The sequence below is a fragment of the Janthinobacterium algoris genome (assembly GCF_051380935.1).
In the GTDB taxonomy this organism is placed as follows: Bacteria; Pseudomonadota; Gammaproteobacteria; order Burkholderiales; family Burkholderiaceae_D; genus Janthinobacterium.
On record NZ_JBNYXZ010000004.1, the window covers coordinates 88,938 to 115,619 of the forward strand.

Consider the following 26,682-nt stretch of genomic DNA (forward strand, 5'->3'; position numbering starts at 1 on the left):
ACGAATGGCGGACCTGACCCCGGCCTCCGTTAGTTGAGCCGTATCGGCATTTAGTAAAGCGCAACCTGCTGCAGATCGAGACGACCAAGGCTGAGATCGTGTACGAATGGTGGACCTGACCCCGGCCCTCTGTCATTAGCGCAGTTTCGGGCGCGCTGTAGCGACAGAGACGAGGCGATGGCACGCGCTTATCTATCGACCGCTTTTACCATGTCCCACATCGCGTCCGCTTTTCACGTCTCGAGCAGGACAGTCAGTCGAGCCGTATCGGCATTTAGTAAAGCGCAACCTGCTGCAGATCGAGACGACCAAGGCTGAGATCGTGTACGAATGCCGGACCTGACCCCGGCCCTAGACCCCGGCCCTACCCTGTCATTAGTACAATATCAAGCCCTCTATAGCAACAGAGACGAGGCAATGGCACGCGCTTATCTATTATCTATCGACCGCTTTTACCATGTCTCACATCGCCGCAGCTTTTCACGTCTCAAGCAGGACAGTCAGTCGATCCGTATTGGCATTTAATAAAGCGCAACCTGCTGCAGATCGAGACGACCAAAGCTGAGATCGTGTACGAATGCCGGACCTGACCCCTCCCCGGACCCCTCCCCGTGATTGACCCCTCCCCGTGATTTCAATGCGGCGGTGAGGCCCCACCCGTACTCTCACCTGTCTTTATATCAACGCGGAATGGCACATAAGCGGACGTTGGTGCATCCCATCCTTCACCTTCTACTGCTCCGTTGACGACGCGCACTGACCTGAGCCCGTCCCACGAAAGCGATCGTGTCGACCAGGCATTTCCATTCGCGCATAGCCCCATAACCTTCGTGTAGTCATATAAAAGCAAAACACCTTCGTCTGCAGCAACGCAATACCCTAAGACGGGCCGGATAGGAATTTCTTGCCAGTTTCTTGGATCTGCTGCGCTCACAATGTACGGGGTGCCACGTGACACAACAACTATATGCTTGCCGCCTGGATGAGCACAGCAAAGCTCTGCGCCATTAGGAGATTCCTTACCCTGCAAGAAATAGCCAATCCAGCTACCTCCTGTGATGTCCCTTACGCGAATAGCAATCCCTGGGACCCACGCTTCAGGAATGGCCCCAGGATAACAAAAAGTAGCAATTTTGTCGGCATCTTCATCACCGGATATCGCTTCGGCATGAAATTCATGCTGACTGAAAAACTCATTAAATTTGATTGTCATTGTGGATCTTTAGGTCTGAAGAAGCGATGCGTAATTACCTCGGTATTACCGGAGGCCGATGGTCGTACTCCCAATTCATAGGTCCCTTCTACTATACGAGCAGGTGTGTAATCGATAATTTCCCGGATCCGTTGACCGCTTGGATTGTTAAATTTATCTCCAAATCGTATTTGAGTCGGTCCGTAGATAGGCTCACCCGGCAACTTCAATGTTCCTTCTTTTGTATAAAGCGTGTACTTATCGCTAATTGTCGTTTTTGTTCCGTTGAAAATTTCGGTATTCAGGGTTTCTGGGAAATTATGGAACGGGCCAGGCTCTTCAACACGCCGAAGCAATTCACGAGCCGAATATATTCTATTGGGTCCTGTTCCGACGCTCTCTACTGCGGTATTTGCGCCACCCTTCGACAAGGCAGGTACACTCGGCTCCCATGCATTAGTCAACGGATTCTGGCGCGCTATGACTTGTCCATCCGCGCCTATCAATTCCGCATTTTTTATAGGAATGGGAGTAGTTTCAATAGTTCGCTCTGCTACCTGAGCAGGATTATGCGAAAAATCAATGGATTTCCCCAGTTTTTTTACTGCACCAACAATACCACCGATGCCAACCGACAGTATAACAGTAGTGCCATTGGCGCCATGTTGAACATCGCTGCCTACGTAACCTGCTCTCTCAAATCCTCCAGCAAGGAGATCAGTCATTTCCCCTGTCACCTTGTCGATCATTTTTTCTACTACGGGAACCCGCTTGACACCAAAGATCACAGGTCCGGCCATGAAGTCCGCCCCTTCCAAGGCAAGTTTCGCGGCTGGCTTACTCTCAATAAAATTACCAAATTCTTCGACTACAGAACCGACATGCTGGGAACCTTTGTCGAGATATCGAGATAGCAAGAATGCGTCTGGCATCGCACTGCTCGCATCTGATAAATTTTCATTCGAAACGTCCGAAGCAGGAACAGTGTGTACCTCTACATTAGGATTTTTAATGAAGCCTGCCCGCACATAAGACTCATGGATATCCGCAATTTGTTCAGCTGTTGCCCCTCGTAAACTCAAATAATTGTCTACTCGGCGCAGTTTTTCAGCGGGCGAAATATCTTGCAATGAAGGGTCGTGCTGCAGATCAGTCACTTCCTTCAATACTTTATATTCATCAGGTGAACTAAACGCATTGAGGCCTAACTCAGCTCCTATATACCCAATTTGGGCCTGCTGCTCTAATGACAACGACTTGAAAGAATCCGGCAATTTTGGACGATTCAATAAGCCGGATGCACTGGTGCCAGCCGCATTCACTGCTGCCCCAGTCAAACCACCGCTCAGTGCGCCAATCGCCGTGGAGGCCAGCAGCCGGGAAGTGCCCCCCTCAGCCCAATCGCTTTCAATCTTTGCTGCTTGGAGCAACATTTCTTTTCTTTTCGTCTCGTCAGGCTCACGAAACGCTGCATCCTTCAAACTAAATGCTTCCGCCAGCTTGTCCTTGGCGTACTCCTCCACCTCATTTGCTGCCGCCGCCGCAAACGCCGCCGTTACATCCATCGTTGCCTGCAGCTTGGCCTTGTCGAAATTATTGCCGATCTTGCCGCTGCTATCCACTCCGGTCGTCACATCGCGGTTCACACCCGCGATAGCTTCTTCCGCTCCCTTACTCGTGGCCGCGCGCTGGGCCGCATCATCGGTGATGACGAGTATGCCGCCGCTGATGCCGCTGCGCGTGGTGCTACTGGCATTTTCGCTAGTCCCCACGATAATAGGCAAGCCTGCGGTTTTGGCATCCTTCTCGCCGCCGACGTTGGTGAGGTTATCGTTCTTAGGCCCCGTGCCTGCGAACGACATTCCTCCCGACACGCCTACGCTACTACCTTTAGAAATCGCATGATTGGCGATATCGCTGTGCGTCAAAGTCGACGTAATCAGGCTGCTGTCAAGCTTGCCTGCCTCCGTGGCGCTGATGACGGCGCCCTTCAAGTCGGTATTGCCACCCACCTTGATCTGGAAGCCGCCGTCGCCCGCCTTGATGCCGCTTTGCTCCTGCACGCTGGCGTAGTCGTTGTGCATGTTGCTCTGGCTATAGCTGGCGCTGAAACTGGCGCCATAGCCGACCGTGCCGCTGGCGGAGAAACTCTGGTTCTTGCTGTCGAACTTGGCCGTGTCCTGCAGGCTTTCCAGGTTCAGATTACCCTTGATGTCGGCAATCACCTGGTTGGCGCTGGCCACGGCGCCCTTGATGTTCGTGTCGCCGCCGCTGCTGATGACCAGCTTGTCACCCGCATTCACATGCGTATTGAGTTGTGTCGTGCCATCGCCATCCTCATGGCCCTTGCTGCCGCTGACGCTGGCTGTGAAGCCGAAAGACATACCCTTGCTGCTGACGCTGGCCGCCACGCCAGCCGCTGCGCTCATGCTTGAACTCTTGCTATGCTGGCTTTCCGTATCCTGCGCGGCCAGCAGATTGACGTTGTTGTCGGCATGCAGGCGGATATCGTTCTTCGCATTCAGGTCGCTGCCCAGGATATTAATGTTGCTATCCTTGCCGCCGCCCATGGCCGTGATGTTGATATTGTTGCCCGTCAACACGCTGCCGCTGTTCGTGGTGCTGGCCGTTGTTTGCGTCTGTATGCTTTCCGAATGGCCCGCCGTCAGGCTGATGCTGATACTTGGCCCGCCTTCCTTCATCATGTCCTTGGCCGCAGCGTTCGCCGCCATGGCCGCGGTCGCCGCCGCCATGGCCGTGACGCGGCCATCCTTGGCCGTGCTGGCCGCCGTGCTCATGGTTTGCAGGGTCTGGATGGCGCTGATCACGCTGCCGCCCAAGGCCAGGGTCAAGCCATCCTGCGTGGTCTTGACTTCGAACTTGCCCTTCTCATTGTCCTGCCCCGGCTTGATGGTGACGCTCTTGCCAATGATATCAAGATCGGTGGCAGCAAGAATATCGCTGCCGCCTATCGTCACGTTATTGCCGGCGACCATCGTCAACGCACCGCCCGTGGCGCCGATCGAGCTGCGCGCTTCGCCGCTTTGCAAGGTGGCGTCACGCTCCTGATCCACTGTCGTGGTCTTGGTGCCGTAGCTGAAGCCGATGCCGCCGCTGCTCATGAAACCGCTTTTTTTGGTGCTGGAGTGGTGCAGCTCGTACACGGTATTGGTGGCAGCGTCGATCGTGATGTTGTTACCCGCGAGTAATCGCGTCGCATCATCGCTCAAGATGCTCGAACCAGTCACCTGCAGATCGTTCCCAGCCTGCACCGTCACGCTGCTGCCGCCAAGCGATGTGCCGATTGCCGTGGTGGTATTGACCACGTCGTGCTTGGTCGTCGTGGTCTTGTTCCAGAAGCCGCTCTTCGTCGACTTGCTGGCGACATCGGTCACTTCGTTCTGGAAACCATTGACTAGGCTGATGTCATTGCCCGCCACCAGGCCCAACGTTCCCTGCGCCTGCACGTCCGCCGCGCGCGCCGTCAAATCATGGCCCGCCTGCAAATTGACATTGCCGGCGCCCATGATCTGGCTGCCTACTTCGCTGGTCTTGCTCTGCTTGCTGTAATTGTCGGCGTTGCGTATCTCATTGTGGGTGGAGGTGACGGTGACGGTATTCAAGGTCAGATTATTGCCTGCAATCACGCTGGTCTGGCCGTCCACGCCCGCATTGGCGATGACGCCACCCATCACCGTCACATCGCGCCCGGCCTGAACGATGAGGGCGGCGCCTTCGTCTGTACCCGTCACGTACATGCCTGCCGTTGTGCCGATGGTGCTACTGGTCGATGTGTTGCCCGTCCATCTCTGGCTGGCGTTGCTGACGGTGGTGCTCACCACATTGATATCGCGGCCGGCGCTGGCCAGCAGTTGGGATTCGGCCACGATACTGCCGCCGTGGTTATTGATGTCATTACCGGCGATCAGCGCCACTTTGTCGCCTTGCACTTCGCCTGCCTGCTGCTCGATACGCTTGGCTGACAAGCCGCTACCGGAGGTGGCAACCACTGTCTCCACGCTCAGGTCGCGCCCGGCAGAGATTGCCGTGACGCCGCCCTGATTGGTATTGCTGACAATACCGCCGGCGATACTGACATCCCTTCCCGCAGACAGCACCAGACTGCCGCCACTGGTGGCATCGCCGTTGACATACAGACCCGCCACGCGCCCCAGATAGCGCCCGTCATCCAGCGTACTGGTGGAAATATTAATGTCGCGTCCGGCACTCGCCTGCAGAGCACTATTGGCCGAGATGGTGCCGCCGATATTATTCAAGTCGTTGTGCGCCGCGATGCCGACGTTATTGGCACCGACACGGCCACCCAAATTGCTGACATTCTCGGCATTCAACAATACGACTTCTCGCCCGGCAATGGTGCCGCCATTCACCAGATCGCCCGACAACCGGATATCGACCTCTTTGCCTGCCAACAGACTGCCTGCGCCATCAAGGTCATCTTCCCGCACGCGCACGTAGACTTGCGGCACGAGCACCTTTTGCGTGGAGCCATCGGCCAAGGTCACATCCTGTTCCACCAGCCAGACGATGTCACTGGTCAACGCCGCCATCTGTGCCGGCGTCAGCGCCAGGCCAGGGCGCAGGTCCCAGGTCTGGGCAAAGGCGGCGCCGGCATCCATCAGCCCGCGATACTGATGGTCATCGTTGGAATAATCGCCAGTAAAGCGCTGCCCCGTCAATTCCGCGATCTGCTCGCGCACCAGGCGTTGCTCGTAAAAACCGTCGCCCAGGCGCTTTTGCGTCACCGTTGGATCGAGCTGGACCTTGCTGGTCAGGTAATCCGAACCGGTCCAATCCTTGTAATTGGCAAAACGCGGATCCGTTTCAACCAGGAATCGTGATGAAGGTCCGGGACTTGTCCTGAACAGGCTGGCATTAGGAATTTGCGTGGACGGCGAGGTGGTGCGCACGACCTGTGCGCGGCCGGAAGGATTCGCCAATGCAACCTGACCGATGACCGTCATGCGTCCGGCGGACGCGCCACCGGCGCCGGCCACCGGCGCCGCTCCACCGGTGGAGTGTGAAACAGTGGCGCCATTCGCTGCGGCCATGCCCGACTGTGTGGCCGTGCCCGGCCCCGTGGCACCGGCCGCAAGTACCTGCTTGACATCCCCCAGGCTGAGCGCCTGGCCAGCACTGCCGGCACGCTCGCTACCCTGCAAGCCGCTGCTGCCGCCTACCGCTGCAGCAGCGGCTTGCGCATTTTTAGCCAGCAAGCCCGCATCCACCTTGCCGGCGCCAGCCACTCCGCTGACGGCATCAACGCCGCGATCTTGCACTCCGCCATGCCCTGCTGCCTGGCCCGCTCTGCCAAGACCTCCACTGCCTTGCAAGCCGCTGCCGCCACCGACCGCCACCGGACCGCCGTGCGCCTCGCGCGCCAGCAGTGCGGAATCAACCGTGCTGGCGGCGCCGCTGCCCGTGGCCGCGCCTGTGAAACCGCCTTGTACCGCGCCGTGCCCGGTTGTCGTGCCCGCATTCCCAATCCGGCCACTGCCATCTTGCGTGCCTTGCGCGGCAACGGCGTCCGCGCTCTTGCCGTTGACGCCCACCGTGGCACGGCCAGCGTCGATGCCCGACGTGGCTGTTTGTCCGCCCGCACCGGTGGCGCCGGAGACAGCTGAACCGCTGAGCGCGCCGACATTGCCCGCCTGCCCCGCATTGCCTGTCCCGCTGGCGCCGTTCAATGCCCCTGTGCCGCTGGCTGCCGCGGCGCCGCTGCCTGCAGCAGCATTGACGCCGGCAATGGCTCCCGACGTCTTGTTTACGGTCGTCAAAGTCACGTTGGCACTAGCGGCACCCGCAGCACTGGTGCCGCCGTTGACGCCGTTCACGCCTGTCGACGATGGCGAGGTATAGGTGGTTTTCTGATAAATCTGTGTTACAGGATTCACCGAGCTATGCTCGACCGGAGTCAAGGGACTTTCTCCCATCGGTTTTTGAACATAACCGCCCCAGGCGCTCGATGGCAAATACAATACATTCTCGGACGTTCCCGTCTCCTTCGAGTAGGTATGCAGATCAACTTGCGGATTAACGAGCGCAGCCCCCTCCATGAACAGCCTCCCACCCGCTATGACATGGCTTTGCTCGTTGCGCGCATCGCTGGACCGTATCGTCACGTTGCCGCCAGCCACCAGCTTCGCCGGATCGGTATCCACCACGGTCTCCGTACGTGAGGTACGGGTCAGTCTGTATATGACGTACTCTTTTTGTACTATCCCCTTAGCATCAACAAGGTTTCCGCCTTCATAGTGAAAGCGCTGGTCTCCTCCGGAAGGCAGGCTCCCATACTCTCTGACGCTTACAGTCCCGCTATCGAGCGTTTCGATCCTGAAATGCGTATTTAAATTTCGGAATTGATTCGCCGCCAGGTCCAGGTTCCCCAACGCCTCAATCGTCGCGCTGGCATTCGTCACCGTTCCCGCCCAGCCCGTGGCGATGCGGTTGCCGTCCAGATAGCCGCCGATGGCCATATCGCCGCCGCTGAAGATCAGGCCGTGTTCGCGGTTGTTGAGCGTCGTGACGCCGATATCGAGGCGGCTGCGCGCCGCGATGGTGGCCGCCACGCCACCTTCCACATCGTTGTTGACGGTGCCGCCGGCTATGCTCAGATGGTCGCCATAGATGCGGCCCGTGCCGACGTTGTTCAGCGTGCCGACGTTCAGTTGTGTGCTGATGCCGTCGATCACGCCCTGGTTGTTCAGTACGCCGCCGACGTTGACGCGCGTCGTGCCCGCGTTGATGTCGCCCGTGGCCGTGTTATCGAAATTGGCGGCGCCCAGGTTCAGGGTGCTGCGTGCCTGGATTTTCCCTGCATTGGTCAGCAATCCGCCGATGGCGATATCCGCATTGCCGTTGGCCATGATCTCGGCGCCTGCGTTCAGCGTAAAGTTGCCGGCCAGGTCCAGCGCCAGGTCTTTCTGCGACAGCACCTTGCCGTCACCGCTCAGGCTGCCCGCGCGGATGTCGGTGCGCTGGCCGCCGATGATGGTGCCGCCCGTGTTGGTGATGGCCAAGCCACGGCCGGGGCCGTTATCCTGCAGCGACAGCGTGCTGCCGGCGCTGAGCATGCCCAGTGTGTTGTTGATACTGCCCGCGCTGTTGATCGCCAGGTTGCCATCGGCGCGCACCGCGCCCTGCACATTGCTGACATTGGCGCTGTTCAAGGTCACATGCACGCCTTCAATACCCTGGTTCGCGCCCAGGGTATTGGCATTGTCGATTGCGCCGCCCGTCACGGTGACGGCAGCGCCGGAACGGATCAAGCCTTGCTGGTTGTTGACGCTGCCGCCACCCGCGTTCAGGCCGATATTACCCAGCACCTGGATTTGTCCGCCCTGGTTCTGCAAGCCGCTCAGGGTCAGGTCCAGCGCCGACTTGCCGACGACCTGGCCGCCACGGTTATCCAGCTGGCCCACGCTGCCCGTGATGTTGCCGGCCGCGCCCAGGTAGCCGCCCGCATTGTTCCAGCTGCCCGTTTGCAGGCTGAGGCCGGCGCCGCTGCTGATGCCGCCGGCACTGCCGGGATGGCGCACCGCGTACGCGCCGGCATTGGTGTTGAGTAAAGCGTTGCCGTGCGTATCGATGTTCATGGCGCCACCCGACTGTAGCAAGCCGCCATCATTGTTCAGGATGCCGGTCTGCAAGTTGACGGTTCCCGTGCCCGCCAGGGTGCCCTGCGTGTTGTTGAACAACTGGCCACGCGTGTCGAGCGTGACGTTCGCGCCCGCAATGGTGCCCTGCACGTTCGACAGGCCGCTATTGCGCAGGATGATGTCGCCACCCGCTTGCATGGTGCCGCCATTGTTGACGGTGGCGCCCGTAGAGATCACCTGCAGTTGGCCCTGTACCGAGGCCAGCTTGCCGCCGGCGCTGTTGTCGACGCTGGCCGCGTTCACGGTCACGTTGCCCGTGGCAGCCAGCAAGCCGCCCGCATTGTTCAATGCCTGCGCCACATTCGCCGTCAGCTGCCCGCCCGCCGTGGCGCTGCCGCCCTGGTTCAGCAGGCTGCCCGCGCCCAACACGACATTGCCGCCGCCGGCGATGGCGCCGCCAAGGCTATTGTCCAGCACGTTGTTTGCCGTCACCGTCAGATTGGCGGTACCAGCCGCCTGCAGCTTGCCGCCCTGGTTGTTGAGGCTCGGTGCAACAATCGTCGTGTTGCCATTGCTGGCGATCGTGCCGCCGTGATTGTCCAGACTGGTCGTCAGTTGAATACTGGTATCGCCTTTGCCCAGCTGCGTCAGGTTGCCGCCGGCATTGTCCAGGGTCACGCCCGTCACGCTTATTTGCTGTGCGACGGTGCTGGCGTTGCGGTGGTCGATGACATTGGCTGTGACGACCAGCGCGCCATTGCCCGTGATCTGTCCACGCAGATCGTTCAGCTGGTTCGCTTGCAGGTTCAAGGTGCCGCTGCCAGCATGTTCGATCTTGCCATCCGTGTTCGTCAACGTGCCTGCCTTCAGGCTCAAATTGGCGCTGTTGACGGCGATGCGGCCGCCCGTGTTGTCCAGCACGCCCGCTGGCGATGTAAGCTCGATGACGGTATTACCGACACCCGTCTGCACGATGCTGCCTTGCTGGTTGTTCAGGTTGCCGGCTGTGACGGCCAGTTGGCCGGCGCTGATATCGCCGCGCTGGTTGTTCCACGTCTGGCTATTCGCACCGGTGTTGATCGTCAGGGCGCCCGGCGTGGTGACCACGGCGCCGCTGGTGCTGACGTCTCCCAAGCTGGCCGTCAGGCTGATATTGCCGGCACTGCTGCGGCTGCCGCTGAGGTCGACACTGCCGCCGCTCAAGACGGCATTGCCTGCCGCCAGCACCTGCCCGTGGGCGCCCAGCGCCTGCTGCGCCGTGACGTGCAGATTGCCGCTCGTCTGCAAGCTGCCATCGGCCTTCACACCCGCGCCGATCAGGCTGGCCGCGCCGCTGTTGACGCTATTGGCACTGATCGTATTGTTGCCCTGGGCCAGAATCACGCCGGTATTCTCCAGCGCGCCCGTCACGCTGAGCACCTGTTCTGCACCAGCAAACAGGCTGCCGCTGTTGCGCACGCTGCCCGCCGTCGTCGTCAGATTGCCGCTGGCAACGATGCTGCCCTGTGCATTGAGCAACTCGTCCATCGTCAATTGCGCATTGCCGCCCGCCGCTTGCAGCTGGCCCAGGGTATTGTCCACCTTGCCGCCAGCCACGGTCAAATCGCGCCCGGCAATGATCACGCCGCTGGTATTGTCCAGCTTGCCCGTCGCCGCCACACTAACATCTTGCGCGGACGCAATACGACCATGCTCGTTGAGCAATTCGCCCGTTTCCACGCGCACATTGCCGTTCGCCTCGATCTTGCCGCCGCTATTGTCCAGGCGCGTGCTGGCCAGCACTGTTGCCGCACTCGTGCCCAGCTGCGTGATCTGCCCCTGACGATTGTCGAGGATGCCCGCGGAGACGCTCACCTGCTGCGCCAGCAGGCTGGCGTTGCGGTGATCGATGTAATTGGCCGCCATCTGCAGCGCGCCATTGCCCGTGAGCTGGCCACGCTGGCCGTACAGATTCGTGGCGCGAATGTCCAGCACACCCTTGCCCGCATGTTCGATCTTGCCATCCACATTCGTCAAGTCGCCCGCCTGCAGGCGCAGGTTGGCGCTGTTGACGGCGATGCGCCCGCCCGTATTGTCCAGCTTGCCCGTTTCGATGACCGTGTCGCCAGCGCCCGTCTGTATCAAGGTGCCCTTGGTATTGTCCAGGTTGGCAACGCGCAGAGACAGTTGCCCGGCGCTCAGGCTGCCGCCCTGGTTGACGAGTGCCTGCCCGTTGGCAGCATTCGCCGTGATGGCCAGCAAGCCATTGGTCGACACGACCGCCTTGCTGGTCGTCACACTGCCCGTCAAGGCCGTCAAGCCGATGTTAGCCGCGCTGGTCTGGCTGCCGCCCACGTCAACCGATGCGCCCGTCAGTTGCAGCTGGCCGGCCGCCATGTTCTGGCCACCGGCCTGCAAGGCGCCACGGGCCGTCACCGTCAGATCGCCAGCCGAGGCAAAGCTGCCATCGGCGCGCATGCCTGCCGCCAATAACCCGTTGCCGCCCAGGCTACCCGCCGTGATCGTCGTATTGCCCAGGGCAGCCAGGCTACCTGTATTGCTCAGCAAGCCGCCGATGTCCAGGGACTGGTTGCGTCCGGCATACAGCACGCCAGCGTTGAGCACGTCGCCGACGACCTTGGCCGTGATGTCCGTGCCCGCGCTGAGCGTGCCCTGCGCATTGCGCACGCTGGCCGCGTCCAGGCTCAAGGCGCCAGTGCCCGCCTGCAACAAGCCGCGCGTATTGTCGATAGCGCCGCCCAGGTGCAAATCAGTCGTCGCCGCGATCACGCCATCGGCATTGACGAGTGCGCCAGTGCTGACGATGTCGGCGGACGTTGCCGAGGTAATCTTGCCCTTTGTATTGTCCAGGCTGCCGGTCTGCACCGACAACACGCCATTGCCGGCGATTTCACCACTCGTATTGTCGAGCAGCCCTGTGACGGCGATCGTCATGCCGCCCGCGCCCGTCTGCAGCAAATGGCCACCCCGGTTGCTCAGGCTGTCTGCCTGCACGCTCAGGGACCGGCCCGTGGTGGTCGCGTTGGTGTGGTCGAACAAGCCTGCCTTCAGATCAACGGCGCCATTGCCGATGATGCTGCCGCCGGCGCCCTGCAAGCTCGCCGCCGTGATGGCCAGAGTACCAGCACCCGCATGCTCGATCTTGCCGCCCGCATTCGTCAAGGTGGCCGCGCCCAGGGTCAGGTCATTGCTATTGACGGCGATGCGCCCGGCGCTGTTGTCCAGCTTGCCCGTCTGGATGACGGTGTCGCCGGTGCCCGTCTGTATCAATGTGCCCTTGGTATTGTCCAGGTTACCCACATGCAGATCGAGTTGGCCGGCACTGAGTTGCCCCTCCGTATTGCGCAAGCTGTCTTGCGCATGGATCGTCAAGGCGCCAGGCGTGCTGACCACGGCCTTCTGTGTGCTGATGTCGCCCAGTGCTGCCGTCAGGTCAATGCTGGTCGCACTGGTCTGGCTGCCGGAGAGGTCCACATTGGCACCGGTGAGATTGGCGCTGCCCGCTGCCAAGTTCTGCCCGTGCGCGGCCAGGGCTTGCGCGGTACTGATCGCCAAGTCGCCAACCGTGCCCAGCTTGCCATCGGCCTGCATGCCTGCACCGATCAGGCTGCTTGCGCCGCTGTCGAAGCTGTTGGCTGTCAGGCTGGTATTGCCCTGCGCCGCGATCACGCCCGTGTTCACGACGGCGCCGCTGGTGTTCAGGGTTTGATTTCCGGCCGCGTACAAGCTGCCGGTATTATTCAGAGTGGCCAGCGTGGCATTCAGGTTGGCGCCGGCAAACACGCTGCCGGCAGTGTTGTTCAGCTTGCCAACCTTCAAGGTCGCATCGCCCGCCACGGCTTGCAGCTGGCCCTTGGTATTATCGATGTCGCCACCGCTCAATGCCAGATTGCGGCCTGCCGCGATCGTGCCATCGGTGTTGTCCAGGCTGCCGATGTTTAGCTCGGTATCCTGCGCCGCCACGATGCGGCCCGTTTTGTTCAGCAAGGTAACTGCTTTCACCAGCGCATCGCCATTGCCTTCAATCTTGCCACCCGTGTTGTCCAGCAAGCCGGTCGCATTGATGCTCATCAAGCCGCTACCCGTTTGCGCCAGGTTGCCGGCGCGGTTATCCAGGCTGCCTGCGTTGACCGTCAGCTGATTGGCGATGGTGGTGGCATTGCGGTGGTCGAAGGCCGCCGCCGTGATATCAAGCTTGCCATTGCCTGTGATCTTGCCAAACTGGTTATTGAACTGGCCCGCGTTGATGGCCAGGATGCCGGCACCTGCGTGCTCCAGCTTGCCATTGACGTTCGTCAAGACGGTGGCGTTGAGGGCCAGGTTGGCGCTGTTGACGGCGATGCGGCCGGCTGTGTTGTCCAGCTTGCCCGTGGTGATGACGGTGTCGCCCGTGCCCGTCTGCACGATGTCGCCGCTGGCGTTGTTCAGATTGGCGACGTTCAATTGCAACTGACCGGCCACCAGCTGCCCCTGGGTATTCACCAGCGACTGGGCGTTGTTTGCATTGGCCGTGATGGCCAGCACGTTGCTGGCGGAAATCACCGCCTTGTTCGTCAGTACATCGCCATCACGTGCGGTGATCGCAATATTTGAGCCTCCCGTCTGGCTGCCAGACAGATTGACCGACGCACCTGCCAAGACCGCACTGCCCGCCGCCAGGTTTTGGCCGCTCGCCTGCAAGACGCCATCCGCGTTGATGGTGAGATCGCCTACCGTGCCCAGGCTGCCATCGGCTTTCACACCGGCGCCCAGCAGGCCGCTGCTGGTGACTTTGCCGGCGGTAATATGGGTGTTGTTGACGGAGGCAATGGAACCCGTGTTGTTGAGCACGCCGCCCACCGTCAATTGCTGGTTGCGGCCTGCATACAGCAGGCCGACATTGTTCAGGTCACCGCTCACTTTCGCCGTCAGGTCCTTGCCGGCGCTGACCGTGCCCTGCTGGTTCAGCAAGGACGCAACATCAAGACGTAAATTGTCCGCTTGCAACACTCCGCGCGTGTTGTCGACACTGATACCACCGACTTGCAGATCATTCGTGGCGGCAATCACGCCATCGGTATTGTTCAGTACACCCTTGCTGACAATGTCCGCCGACGCAGCGGACGTGATGCGGCCCTTGCTGTTGTCCAGCACGCCCGCTTGCAGACTCAGCAAGCCCGTACCTGCATGCTCGATCTTGCCATCCTGGTTCGTGACCGTGACGGCATCGATATTCAAGTCCTTGCTGTTGACGGCGATGCGTCCGGCAGTGTTGTCCAGATTGCCGGTGACGATGCTTGTGTCGCCAGTCCCCGTCTGCAAGACAGTGCCTTTGGCGTTATCGAGATTGCCCACGTGCAGGTCAAGCTGGCCCGCCTGCAAGGTACCTTCCGTGTTGTGCAGGGTGGCGCCGGTCGTGACGTTCAAGGTGCCCGGCGTCGCCACCAAGGCCTTGTTCGTGCTGACGTCGCCCTGTGTTGCCGTCAGGCCGATATTGGCGGCGCTGGTCTGGCTACCGCCGATATCGAGCGTGGCGCCGGTCAGATTGGCATTGCCTGCCGCCAGAACCTGGCCATGCGCGGCCAGCGCTTGCGCGGTGGTTACTGTCAGGTCTCCAGCCGTGCCCAAGCTGCCATCGGCCTTGATGCCCGCGCCGATCAGACTGCTTGCGCCGCTGTCGAGACTGTTGGCTGTCAGGCTGGTGTTGCCCTGTGCCGCGATCACGCCCGTGTTGACGATGGCGCCGCTGGCGTTCAGGGTTTGATTTCCGGCCGCATACAGGCTGCCGGTATTGTTCAGGCTAGCCAAGGTGGCGTTCAGGTTGGCGCCGGCAAACACGCTGCCCGCGGTGTTGTTCAGCTTGCCAACCTTCAAGGTCGCATCGCCAGCGACAGCCTGCAATTGCCCTTTGGTATTGTCGACATCACCACCGGTCAACGCCAAATGACGCCCTGCCGCGACCGTGCCGTCTGTGTTGTCCAGGCTGTCCACGTTCAACTCCGCGTCGCGCACCGCCACGATGCGACCCGTGTTGTTCAGCAAGGTACCGGCTTTCACCAGCGCATCACCATTGCCCTCGATTTTGCCGCCCGTGTTGTCGATCTGGCCCGTGGCCGTTACCGTCATCAGTCCGGTTCCCGCCTGCGTCAGGCTGCCGGCGCGGTTGTCCAGGCTGCCAGCGTTGACGCTCAGTTGCCTAGCAACCGTGGTGGCATTGCGGTGGTCCAGCGCGGCAGCGGTAATGTCCACCTTGCCATTGCCCGTGATCTTGCCGTGCTGGTTGTTGAACTGGCCTGCGTTGATGGACAGAACGCCCGCACCTGCGTGCTCCAGCTTGCCATTGATGTTCGTCAACACCGTCGCGTTCAGGGCCAGGTTAGCGCTGTTGACGGCGATGCGGCCAGCCGTGTTGTCCAGCTTGCCAGTGGTGATGACGGTGTCGCCCATGCCCGTCTGCACGATGTCGCCGCTGGCGTTGTTCAGGTTGGCCACATTCAATTGCAACTGACCACCCACCAACTGACCCTGGGTATTCACCAGCGCCTGGGCATTGTTTGCATTGGCCGTGATGGCCAGCACGTTGCTGGCGGAAATCAACGCCTTGTTCGTCAGCACATCGCCATCACGTGCGGTGATCGCAATAGTTGAGCCGCCCGTCTGGCTGCCAGACAGATTGACCGACGCACCTGCCAAGACCGCACTGCCCGCCGCCAGATTTTGGCCGTTTGCCTGCAAGACACCATCCGCGTTGATGGTCAAGTCGCCCGCCGTGCCCAGGCTGCCATCGGCTTTGATGCCCGCCCCCAGCAAGCCGCTGCTGGTGACTTTGCCGGCGGTAATATGGGTGTTGTTGACGGAGGCAATGGAACCCGTGTTGTTGAGCACGCCGCCCACCGTCAATTGCTGGTTGCGGCCTGCATACAGCAGGCCGGCATTGTTCAGGTCACCGCTCACTTTCGCCGTCAGGTCCTTGCCGGCGCTGACCGTGCCCTGCTGGTTCAGCAAGGTCACAGCATCCAGACGCAAATTGTCCGCCTGCAAGACGCCGCGCGTGTTGTCGATATTCACACCACCAACATGCAAGTCGGCAGTCGCGGCAATCACGCCGTCGATATTGTTCAGTGCGCCCTTGCTGATGACGGTCGCAGCCGCAGCGGACGTGATACGGCCCTTACTGTTGTCCAGCACGCCCGCCTGCAGCGCCAGGATGCCCGCACCCGCATGCTCGATCTTGCCATCGCGGTTCATCAGCGTAGTCGCATCGAGAGTCAGATTGCCGCTGTTGACGGCGATTCGCCCTGCCGTGTTATCCAGATTGTTGGTCTGGAGGATGGTATTACCCGTCCCAGTTTGCAGTACCGTGCCTTTGGCGTTGTCCAGATTGCCTACGTGCAGATCGAGCTGGCCCGCCTGCAAGGTACCATCCGTGTTGTGCAGGGTGGCGCTGGTCGCGACGTTCAAGGTGCCCGACGTCGTGATGACTGCCTTGTTCGTGCTGACGTCGCCCTGTGTTGCCGTCAGGCCGATGTTCGCGCCGCTGGTCTGGCTGCCGCCGATATCGAGCGTGGCACCGGTCAAATTGGCGCTACCTGCAGCCAGAACCTGGCCATGCGCGGCCAGCGCTTGCGCGGTGGTTACTGTCAGGTCTCCAGCCGTGCCCAAGCTGCCATCGGCCTTGATGCCCGCGCCGATCAGACTGCTTGCGCCGCTGTCGAGACTGTTGGCTGTCAGGCTGGTGTTGCCCTGTGCCGCGATCACGCCCGTGTTGACGATGGCGCCGCTGGCGTTCAGGGTTTGATTTCCGGCCGCATACAGGCTGCCGGTATTGTTCAGGCTAGCCAAGGTGGCGTTCAGGTTGGCGCCGGCAAACACGCTGCCCGCGGTGTTGTTCAGCTTGCCAACCTTCAAGGTCGCATCGCCAGCGACAGCCTGCAATTGCCCTTTGGTATTGTCGATATCGCCACCGCTCAATCCCAAATGACGCCCTGCCGCGACCGTGCCGTCTGTGTTGTCCAGGCTGTCCACGTTCAACTCCGCGTCGCGCACCGCCACGATGCGACCCGTGTTGTTCAGCAAGGTACCGGCTTTCACCAGTGCATCACCATTGCCCTCGATTTTGCCGCCCGTGTTGTCGATCTGGCCCGTGGCCGTTACCGTCATCAGTCCGGTTCCCGCCTGCGTCAGGCTGCCGGCGCGGTTGTCCAGGCTGCCAGCGTTGACGCTCAGTTGCCTAGCAACCGTGGTGGCATTGCGGTGGTCCAGCGCAGCAGCGGTAATGTCCACCTTGCCATTGCCCGTGATCTTGCCGTATTGGTTATTGAACTGGCCCGCATCAATCGCCAGAATACCGGCGCCTGCATGCTCCAGCTTGCCATTGATATTTGTTAAGACCGTCGCATTCAAGGCAAGATTATTGCTATTGACGGCAATGCGGCCAGCCGTGTTGTCCAGCTTGCCTGTGGTGATGACGGTGTTGCCCGCGCCCGTCTGCACGATCTCACCGCTGGCGTTGTTCAGGTTGGCCACATTCAACTGCAACTGCCCTGCTACCAGCTGGCCCTGGGTATTCACCAACGACTGGGCGTTATTCGCGTTGGCGGTAATGGCCAGCAGATTACTGGCCGAGATGACCGCCTTGTTGGCCAGCACGTCACCACCGCGCGCAGTGATGCCGATGTTTGCCGCGCCCGTCTGGCTGCCAGACAGATCAATGGAATCGCCCGTCAGCATGGCGCTGCCAGCCGCCAGGTTCTGCCCGCTCGCCTGCAAGACGCCATCGGCATTGATGGTCAGGTCGCCCGCCGTGCCCAGGCTGCCATCGGCTTGCACACCGGCACCCAGCAAGCCGCTGCTGTTCACTTTGCCGGCGAAAATATGGGTGTTGTTGACGGAGGCAATCGACCCCGTGTTGTTGAGCACTCCACCCACCGTCAATTGCTGGTTACGGCCTGCATACATCAGGCCGGTATTGTTCAGCTCACTGCTGACTTTCGCCGTCAGGTCCATGCCGGCGCTGACCCTCCCCTGCTGGTTCAGCAAGGTCGCCGCATCGAGACGTAAATTGTCCGCCTGCAATACGCCTCGGGTGTTGTCGATTCCAATACCTGCCGCCTGTAGATCTTGCGTGGCGGCGATCACGCCATCCGTATTCTTCAGCGCGCCCTTGCTAGTAATGTCCGCCGAGGCAGCGGAGGTGATGCGGCCCTTGCTGTTGTCCAGCACGCCCGCCTGTACTTGCAGGCCGCCATTGCCGGCGATGTTGCCACGCGTATTGTCCAGCGTCTGCGCCACATCCACACGCATCTGCCCCGCTCCCGTCTGCTGCAGGGTACCGTCGCTATTGTCCAGCTGGCTGGCCTGCAAGGCTACCTGCTGCCCGGAAGTAACGGCATGACGATGATCGAGCGTTTCCGCCTGGATATCAACTAAACCATTGCCCGTCACCTTGCCCCGCTCGTCATCGAAACGCGCCGCGTCGATGCGCAGGCTGCCCGTGCCCGCGTGGTCGATGCTGCCGTCGCGGTTAGTCACCTTGTCGGCATGCAGCGCCAGGTTGGCGCTGTTGACGGCGATACGCCCGCCCGTGTTGTCCAGGGTACTGCCTTGCAATGCCGTGTCGCCATTGCCCGTCTGAATCAGGGTGCCGCCGCGGTTGTCGAGCGATCCTGTTGTCAGGTCCAGCTGCCCCGCGCTCAGGGTGCCGCGCACGTTCGACAGGACCTGGCCGCTGCCGGCCGCCGTCACGGACAGCAAGCCGCTGGTCGTCACCAGCGCGCCATCGGTGACGACATTGCCGGCGCTGGCATTCAGGGAGATCGCCGCACCGCCCGTCTGGCTGCCGCTCAGGTCGATGACGGCGGCGTGCATGCTGGTCTTGCCGGCGGCCAGATTCTGGCCATGGGCCACGATCGCTTGCGTGGTCGTCAGTTGCAGCTGGCCGCTGCCAGCCAGGCTGCCGTCGGCGCGGATGCCCGCGCCCAGCAGACTGCCGGCCGTGCTGTCGATGCGGCTGGCATTGACGCGGTTATCGCCCTGCGCGGCAATGACGCCGCTGTTGCTGACGGCGCCGCTCACCTGCAGTGCCTGGCTGCCGGCCGCGTACAGGTTGCCGCTGTTCAGCACTTCACGAGCCTGGGTGGCGAGGTTGCCACCAGCAAACATGCTGCCGGCCGTATTGTTCAGCTTTGCCACGGACAGGCTGGCGTCGCCGCCCACTGCTTGGATCTGGCCGCGCGTATTGTCGACGTCGCCAGTATCGAGGCGCAGTGCCCCGCCTGCGGCCAGGGTCGCCTCGGTGTTGTTCAGCACGCCTGTGGACAGTGCCAGATCGCCGCTGGCGACGATGCGGCCTTTCTGGTTTTGCACGCCGGCTGCCTGCACAGTCATCGTGCCATTGCTTCCCAGCGCGCCATCCCGGTTATCCAGCCCGTCACGCACCTGCACGCCAGTTACCCCCTGGCCAGTCTGTGCCAGGCTGCCGCCCCGGTTGTCCAAGCTACCGGCATTGATACTTAATTTCGCCGCCAGCGTACGGGCATTGCGGTGGTCGACCTGCTCTCCCGTCAGCGCCAAGGCGCCATTGCTGATGATGCTGCTGCGCTGCAAGTTGATGTGCGCTGCGCCAATCTCCAGCGCGCCCGTGCCCGCATGCTGGATCTGCCCATCCTGATTACTCAGGCTGGCAGCATGCAGGCGCAAGGCGTGGCTATTCGTGGCGATGACGCCGCGCGTATTGTCCAAAGCTCCCGGCAATTGAATTGACAGGTCGCCGGCACCCAGCTGTGTGATCTGGCCGCCCACGTTCGACAAGTCATGCGCAGTCACGTCCAGCTGCTGGCCAGTCAGCTGCGCTGCATCGCTGCGCACGGTCTGCGCCGCGTCCAACTGCAGGCGCTCGCGTGCACTGACCTGCGCGCGGCTGGCGTCGAGGTCGCCGGCGCTGGCACCCAGGCTGACGTTCCCACCAGAAACCTGCGCCCCAGCAAGGTCCAGCTGGCGCGCCGACAGACTGCTGTCGCCGCCCGCGACCGCCGTGCCATGCACGGCAATGGTGTCGCCGGCAGAAACGCTCAACTTGCCGCTGGCGGCCAAGGTATTGTCCAGATTCAAGCCTGCCGCAAGCACGGAACCAGCGGTGGCATCGATGCGCGCTGCCGCGCCTGTGGCTTGCACCTGGACATTGCCCTGGGCCGCAATCACACCGCTGTTGGCAATATTGCCCTGCGCCTGCACCTGGCTGTCGCCGCCCGCATACACGGTACCGCTGTTGGCCACGTCGCCCGTGACGGCGATGCTGGTCTGGCTGCCGCTACCTGCCGACTGGATGTTGCCATTGTTGCTCAGCCAACCGTTCGATTGCAGCACCAGGTTGCCCGCCGTGGCCGCCATTACGCCCGCGTTGCGCACGCCCAGGCCCGCTTCCGTGCCGACCAGGGTGATCTTGCCCGCATACATGCCGCCCAGTTGCGCCACGTCCAGCGCGTAGGCTGGGGCCGGCCCCACGCCAGACGCAGCGCCCGCCACGCCATGCACCGCATCGATCTGATTCGCGCCCGTCACCACTTTCAATTCCTGTGCCCAGATGCCACCATTGATTTGCGCAGCGCGCGCCAGGATGGCCGTGTAGTCGCTCAGCGACGTGTCCAGGCCGCGCCCGTTGATGCTGACCACGCCGCGCTGCACCATGTAGCCGTCCAGGTTGCCGCCGTTGAGGATAGGCGTGCCCGTCGTCAGCGTGACCCGGCTGGCATTGATGAAACCGCCGCCGTCAATGGCCACGCCGGCCGGATTGGCGATGACGACTTCGGCCCGCTGGCCCGCCACCTCGACATAGCCGCGTAGCTGGCTAGGATTGGCCGAATTGACCTCGTTGAGGATGACGCGCGCACTGCCGCCCGCCAGCCACGGATTGCCCTGCACCCAGCCGCCCGTCTGCGTCTGCACATTGCCGCGGCTATTGTTCAGGATGGCGCCATTCGCCGTCACGTCGAACTGGCTGTAGGTATTGCGCGAGATGCCCGCCGCACTCGGCGTCTGGATATTCACCTGCGTCACGCCATTCGCGCTTTGCACCACGGTCGGGCGCTGGCGGCCCGGCTCATTCGGGTCGGCCACGATCTGCCCCATGGCCGGGCCGGCGACAAAGCTCACCATGCCCAGCGCGCCGAACACGGCCAACGCCAGCGGCCGCAATCTGCCATTTAGCCCGCTCCCATCACCACCAAACACGCCATTCGTCAAGCTGCCCTCGCCCTTGGCCGCCTTGCCTTGCGAAGAAGCGTTTTCGGCGACGACCATCAGTTGGCCACGGCGTTTATTGAAGATGATGCGGTACAGGTTCTTGTTCATGAAATGTCCTAATGACAATCAATTAATGCGATAAGGGGAGAAGAGAACGGCTGGCGGATGGCGGCGTTTCACATCGGAATTTTTTAATAGCTGGCGTTCAGGCTGAAGCCGGCCGTATGACTGGCCGTGCGGAACAGCTCGGGCTTGCGCACGGGCCAGCCGACAAAGGCGTCGTATTGCACGCCCAGCCACTGGCCGCGCAGGCCGACAAAAGCGCCCGTCAGGTTGCGCGCGATCAGCCAGGCGGCGGATGGCCCGGCCACTTCGCCATGGTCGAGCCCCGCATACGCTTCCTGGCCGCTGCTGCCCAGCGGCACGCCGACTTCATTGCGCAGCAGCCAGCCCCGTTCGGCCGACAGGCTGCTTTCGCCGTCATAGCCGCGCACGGTATAGCGCCCACCGATGGCAAAGCGGTCCTGCGGCACCAGCGGAGTGCGGTTGTGCTGCATGCGCCAGTTGCCCGAGTAGCGCAGCGGCTGGCCGGCCAGCGTAAACGGTGCCGATACGGCCGCATCGGCCAGGATCAGCTTGAAGCGCGAGGTGCCTTCGCCAAATGCTTCCTCGGGCGCGGCCAGCGCATCCATTGCGCCCGTGCCGCGCCGGTATTGCAGGTTGACGTCAAACGTGGCCTGGCCCATGAATTCACGGTGGCCGATGCCGAGTTCCCAACCGGCCATGCGGCGGCGCTGCACTTCCACTTCCGTGTCATCGATGGAGTTTTGCGCGGCGCGCTGCCAGCCGCGCAGGGATACTGTGGTCTTGCGCGACGCATCGCGGTAGACCAGGCGCGACAGTTTCACTTCGCGATTCTGGCTGGCGCCGCTGTAGTTGTAGTCCTGGCTGATGCCGGCCACGGACTGGTGGTAATGGCTGTCGCTGGCCGTGAAGGCCAGCAACCAGTAGGCGTAGGGAATCGAATAATGGGCCACCATGCCGCCCGTGCCGCGCGGACCGTGGTGGTTGCCATCGACGTTCTGGTTCAGGCTCAGGTAGAACAGGTCGTTCAGGGTCAGCCAGTGGTCATACGACAGGGTTACGCTGCCCTGCAGCTTGCCGGTCGAGCGCGAACCGCCATCGTCGAGGCCCAGCGCCAGGCGGAATGGCAAGCCCTGTTTCCACTGGATCTGCAGGTCGCTCTCGCCCGGCTTCGCGTTGCCGCCCTCGGCCGGCATGATCTGGATATCGGCTTCGGCCGTCGGCACGCGCTTGAAGTTTTCCAGTGCCTGTTCCGTATCGCGCACATTGAGCAAGTCGCCCGGCCGCGCCGGCACGGCATTCCACCAGGTGGCGCGGGCATTGGTGCCGGGCGCAAAGGCGATCTGCCGGATGCGCCCCGGTATCAGTGTCAAGGCCAGCGTGCCACGGCTCAAATCCTGCGGTTCGGCCAGCACGCGCGTCGTGACATAGCCGCGCGCGATGATGGCATTTTGCAGCCTTCCCATCAGTACATTGATGGCCTGCGTGCCGAGGCAGCGCCCCAGCGCAGAGTCAGGCGCTCCCAAGTCATCGCGGCCGGCGGCCGCCAGCGCCCATTGAAACTGCGCGGCGTCCTCGCCCCGCAATTCCAGGTGATTAATGGTAAAGCACGGCGATTCGCCCGTGGGCAGGCGATTGGCGGAGACGGCTGCGGGCGCCTCGAGCAGACGCACGTCGGGATTACGCTCCTGCTGCTGGCGCAAGAGGCGCTCACGTTCTTGCTGGCGGATTAATTCTTGGCTGGCATCGTCGCGCTGGCTGCTGCCAGGCGTATTGGAAGGGGGCGGTGCGATGTCGGGACGGGTCTGCGCGGACACGGCGGCACACAAGGTGCCGCTGAACAAAAATACACCGCACCATGGCGTCAAGCGCAGGTGCATATGTTGCCTTAAGTAATTATTTACGTAAGGAAATTATAAATTGATTATTTCTATTCGGCAACTATATTTATTTCTTGAGAACTTTACTGCTTTGGTAACTGTCTTTCATCTATCGAATTACCACTAGTAAAAAGCTGCGCCGTCTTGTGGCAGCAGAACAGGCAATGGAGCCGGCATCGATGGCATAAAAAAAGCCCTGTAAAAACAGGGCTTTAGCTTACTCAATCATTTCAGCATACAAAGTTTCCTTTTGGAAACTTACTCCCACTCGATGGTCGCTGGCGGCTTGCCCGAGATATCGTAGACGACGCGGTTGATGCCGCGCACTTCATTGATGATGCGGTTCGACACCTTGCCCAGCAGGCTGTGCGGCAGATGCGCCCAGTGGGCCGTCATGAAGTCTTGCGTCTGCACGGCGCGCAGGGCCACCACGTATTCGTAGGTGCGGCCATCGCCCATCACGCCCACCGATTTGACGGGCAGGAATACGGCGAAGGCCTGGCTGGTGGCTTCGTACCAGTTCGCTGGCAGCGCATCCGGATCGACGGCCTGGCCGGCAACGAATTCGTATGGCGTGTTGCGCAGTTCTTCAATGAAGATGGCGTCGGCGCGGCGCAGCAGGTCGGCGTAGTCTTTCTTGACTTCGCCGAGGATGCGCACGCCCAGGCCCGGGCCCGGGAACGGGTGGCGGTAGACCATGTCATGCGGCAAGCCCAGGGCCACGCCGAGCTTACGCACTTCGTCCTTGAACAGTTCGCGCAAGGGTTCGAGCAATTTGAGCTTCATGGTGTCCGGCAAGCCGCCCACGTTGTGGTGGCTCTTGATGGTCTGGCCTTTCTTGCCTTTACCGGCCGATTCGATGACGTCCGGGTAAATCGTGCCTTGCGCCAGCCATTTGGCGTTGACCAGCTTGCCAGACTCGACCTGGAACACTTCGACGAATTCGCGGCCGATGATCTTGCGCTTTTGCTCGGGGTCGGTGACGCCGGCCAAGTGGCCCATGAACTGCTCTTCCGCATCGACGCGGATGACTTTCACGCCCAGGTTCTTGGCGAACATGTCCATCACCATCTTGCCTTCGTCCAGGCGCAGCAGGCCGTGGTCGACAAAGACGCACGTCAGCTGGTCGCCGATGGCGCGGTGGATCAGGGCAGCGGCCACCGAGGAATCGACGCCGCCAGACAGGCCCAGGATGACGTCATCGGTGCCCACTTGCGCGCGGATTTTCTCCACCGCTTCGCTGATGTAATCGGGCATATTCCAGTCCGATTTGCAGCCGCAGATTTCATGCACGAAACGACCGATCATGGCCTTGCCCTGCACCGTGTGCGTCACTTCCGGGTGGAATTGCACGCCGTAGAACTGGCGCTCTTCGTCAGCCATGGCGGCGATCGGGCAGCTCGGGGTGTTGCCCATCAGCTTGAAGCCTGGCGGCATTTCCAGCACTTTGTCGCCATGGCTCATCCACACTTTCAGCATGCCGTGACCTTCGTCGGTGACGAAGTCGGCAATACCGTTGAGCAACTTGGTGTGGCTGCGGGCGCGTACTTCGGCGTAGCCGAATTCGCGCACCAGGCCGTTTTCCACCTTGCCGCCCAGTTGGGCCGCCATGGTTTGCATGCCGTAGCAGATGCCCAGTACCGGTACGCCCAGCTCGAACACGGCTTGCGGCGCGCGCGGCGAGTCGCCGTCCAGGGTGGAGTTGTGGCTGCCCGACAGGATCACGCCGGCGGCGCCATAGTTGCGCACGAATTCGTCGCTGACGTCATACGGGAAGACTTCGGAAAACACGCCGGAATCGCGCACACGGCGGGCGATCAACTGGGTGACTTGGGAACCGAAATCGAGAATGAGGATTTTAGAATGCATGATGGGGACTTTATCTGAGGTCATTACAAAACCGGCGCACTAGGCGCCGGTCTGGTCTGTCGCTAATTACTCTGAACGGTAGTTTGGCGCTTCTTTCGTGATCTGCACATCATGGACATGCGACTCGCGCATGCCGGCCGAAGTGATTTCCACGAATTCCGCCTTTTCGCGCAGTTCGTCGATGGTGGCGCAACCGCAGTAACCCATCGATTGACGCACGCCGCCCACCAACTGGAAGATGATCGCCAGCACGCTGCCTTTGTAGGCCACGCGGCCTTCGATACCTTCAGGTACGAACTTGTCGGCCTTCATGGTGGCGTCCTGGAAGTAACGATCTGCCGAACCATCGGACATCGCACCCAGCGAACCCATGCCGCGGTACGATTTGTAGCTGCGGCCCTGGTACAGGATCACTTCGCCTGGCGCTTCTTCCGTGCCGGCAAACATGGAACCCATCATCACGGTGGAAGCACCGGCTGCCAGCGCCTTCGAGATATCGCCCGAGTAACGGATACCGCCGTCGGCGATACATGGCACACCCGTGCCTTCCAATGCTTCGGCGACATTCGAGATGGCCGTGATTTGCGGTACGCCTACACCGGCGACGATACGCGTTGTGCAGATCGAGCCAGGACCGATGCCGACCTTGACCGCATCGGCGCCGTATTCCACCAGCGCCTTGGCAGCGGCTGCGGTAGCGATATTGCCGCCAATCACTTCCACTTGCGGATACTTGGTCTTGATCCAGCGTACGCGGTCCAGGATGCCTTGCGAGTGGCCGTGGGCCGTGTCGACCACCAGCACGTCGACGCCGGCGGCGACCAGCAGGTCGATGCGCTCTTCATCCTTGGCACCGACGCCGACGGCGGCGCCGACCAGCAGCTTGCCCTGGCTGTCTTTCGACGCGAACGGGTGGGAAGTCGACTTCTGGATATCCTTGACGGTGATCAGGCCGCGCAATTCGAAGGCGTCGTTGACGACCAGCACGCGCTCGAGACGGTGCTTGTTCATCAGGCGCTTGGCTTCGGCCGTATCGGCATCTTCATTGACGACCACGAGTTTCTCGCGCGGAGTCATCTTGGCGGAGGCTTCGGCGTCGAGTTCCTTTTCAAAGCGCAAATCGCGGTTGGTGATGATGCCGACGACTTCCTTACCCTTGACGACGGGGAAACCGCTGATGCCGTATTGTTCCGTCAGCGCGATCACGTCGCGGATTTTCATTTCTGGCGGAATCGTGATCGGATCACGCAGCACGCCAGCTTCGAAACGTTTTACGCGGGCCACTTCACGTGCCTGGTCCTTCGGATTCAAATTCTTGTGGATAATGCCGATGCCACCTTCCTGGGCCATCGCGATCGCCAGGCGTGCTTCCGTCACCGTATCCATGGCTGCGGACAGCAAGGGAATATTCAGGGTGATATTGCGGGTCAGGCGAGTTTTGAGGGACGTATCGGCGGGTAGAACGTTGGAGTAGGCTGGGACGAGCAGCACGTCATCGAATGTGAGTGCTTTTTGAAGTAGACGCATAGCATTTCCTATTGGCGCAAAAGCAGATTATACAGAAATTCTTGATTCCTGTCTTAAACATTCACAAACCTCTGTAGACATAGTAGGAATGCCATTTTCACTTCTCTCTAAATGTCTGGAAAAGTCTACGTTTTCGCCCAAAATTCGCCCTCGTTTTCGAGCCTATTTCGCGCAGCGCGCTGACTGCTTACTGAGGTGCCGCAACGTCCAGCGAACCCCGAAGGACAACAATAAGATAAGGCTTTTTCAAAGGACGGCAATGAGGCACAAACTTGCAGCCATCATCCTACCA

At 61.2% G+C, this 26,682-nt stretch carries 5 protein-coding genes; all 5 read right to left on the bottom strand.

Annotated elements, in window-relative coordinates:
• Nucleotides 1-634 precede the first annotated feature (634 nt).
• A complete protein-coding gene (locus ACQ4W7_RS07360; RefSeq protein ID WP_436529507.1) occupies nucleotides 635-1,213 on the bottom strand; it encodes a hypothetical protein in 579 nt (192 codons plus the stop codon).
• A complete protein-coding gene (locus ACQ4W7_RS07365) occupies nucleotides 1,210-21,138 on the bottom strand; it encodes a two-partner secretion domain-containing protein (protein WP_436529509.1) in 19,929 nt (6,642 codons plus the stop codon). Before ACQ4W7_RS07365 ends, ACQ4W7_RS07360 begins: the two co-directional genes overlap by 4 nt.
• A gap of 83 nt (nucleotides 21,139-21,221) precedes the next feature.
• Nucleotides 21,222-22,994, bottom strand: coding sequence for a ShlB/FhaC/HecB family hemolysin secretion/activation protein (locus ACQ4W7_RS07370; protein ID WP_436529511.1), 1,773 nt, complete (start codon nucleotides 22,992-22,994; stop codon nucleotides 21,222-21,224).
• Nucleotides 22,995-23,252: 258 nt separating this feature from the next.
• Nucleotides 23,253-24,863, bottom strand: a complete 1,611-nt coding sequence (gene guaA, locus ACQ4W7_RS07375; protein ID WP_426075120.1) for a glutamine-hydrolyzing GMP synthase — start codon at nucleotides 24,861-24,863, stop codon at nucleotides 23,253-23,255.
• Between the two features lie 66 nt (nucleotides 24,864-24,929).
• Nucleotides 24,930-26,390, bottom strand: coding sequence for an IMP dehydrogenase (gene guaB / locus ACQ4W7_RS07380; protein ID WP_426075121.1), 1,461 nt, complete (start codon nucleotides 26,388-26,390; stop codon nucleotides 24,930-24,932).
• Nucleotides 26,391-26,682: the final 292 nt, after the last annotated feature.

Excerpts from the sequence above, each read along its gene's own strand:
- ACQ4W7_RS07360 (WP_436529507.1), bottom strand. The coding sequence starts at position 1,213 with ATGACAATCAAATTTAATGAGTTTTTCAGTCAGCATGAATTTCATGCC.
- ACQ4W7_RS07365 (WP_436529509.1), bottom strand. The coding sequence starts at position 21,138 with ATGAACAAGAACCTGTACCGCATCATCTTCAATAAACGCCGTGGCCAA.
- ACQ4W7_RS07370 (WP_436529511.1), bottom strand. The coding sequence starts at position 22,994 with ATGCACCTGCGCTTGACGCCATGGTGCGGTGTATTTTTGTTCAGCGGC.
- guaA (WP_426075120.1), bottom strand. The coding sequence starts at position 24,863 with ATGCATTCTAAAATCCTCATTCTCGATTTCGGTTCCCAAGTCACCCAG.
- guaB (WP_426075121.1), bottom strand. The coding sequence starts at position 26,390 with ATGCGTCTACTTCAAAAAGCACTCACATTCGATGACGTGCTGCTCGTC.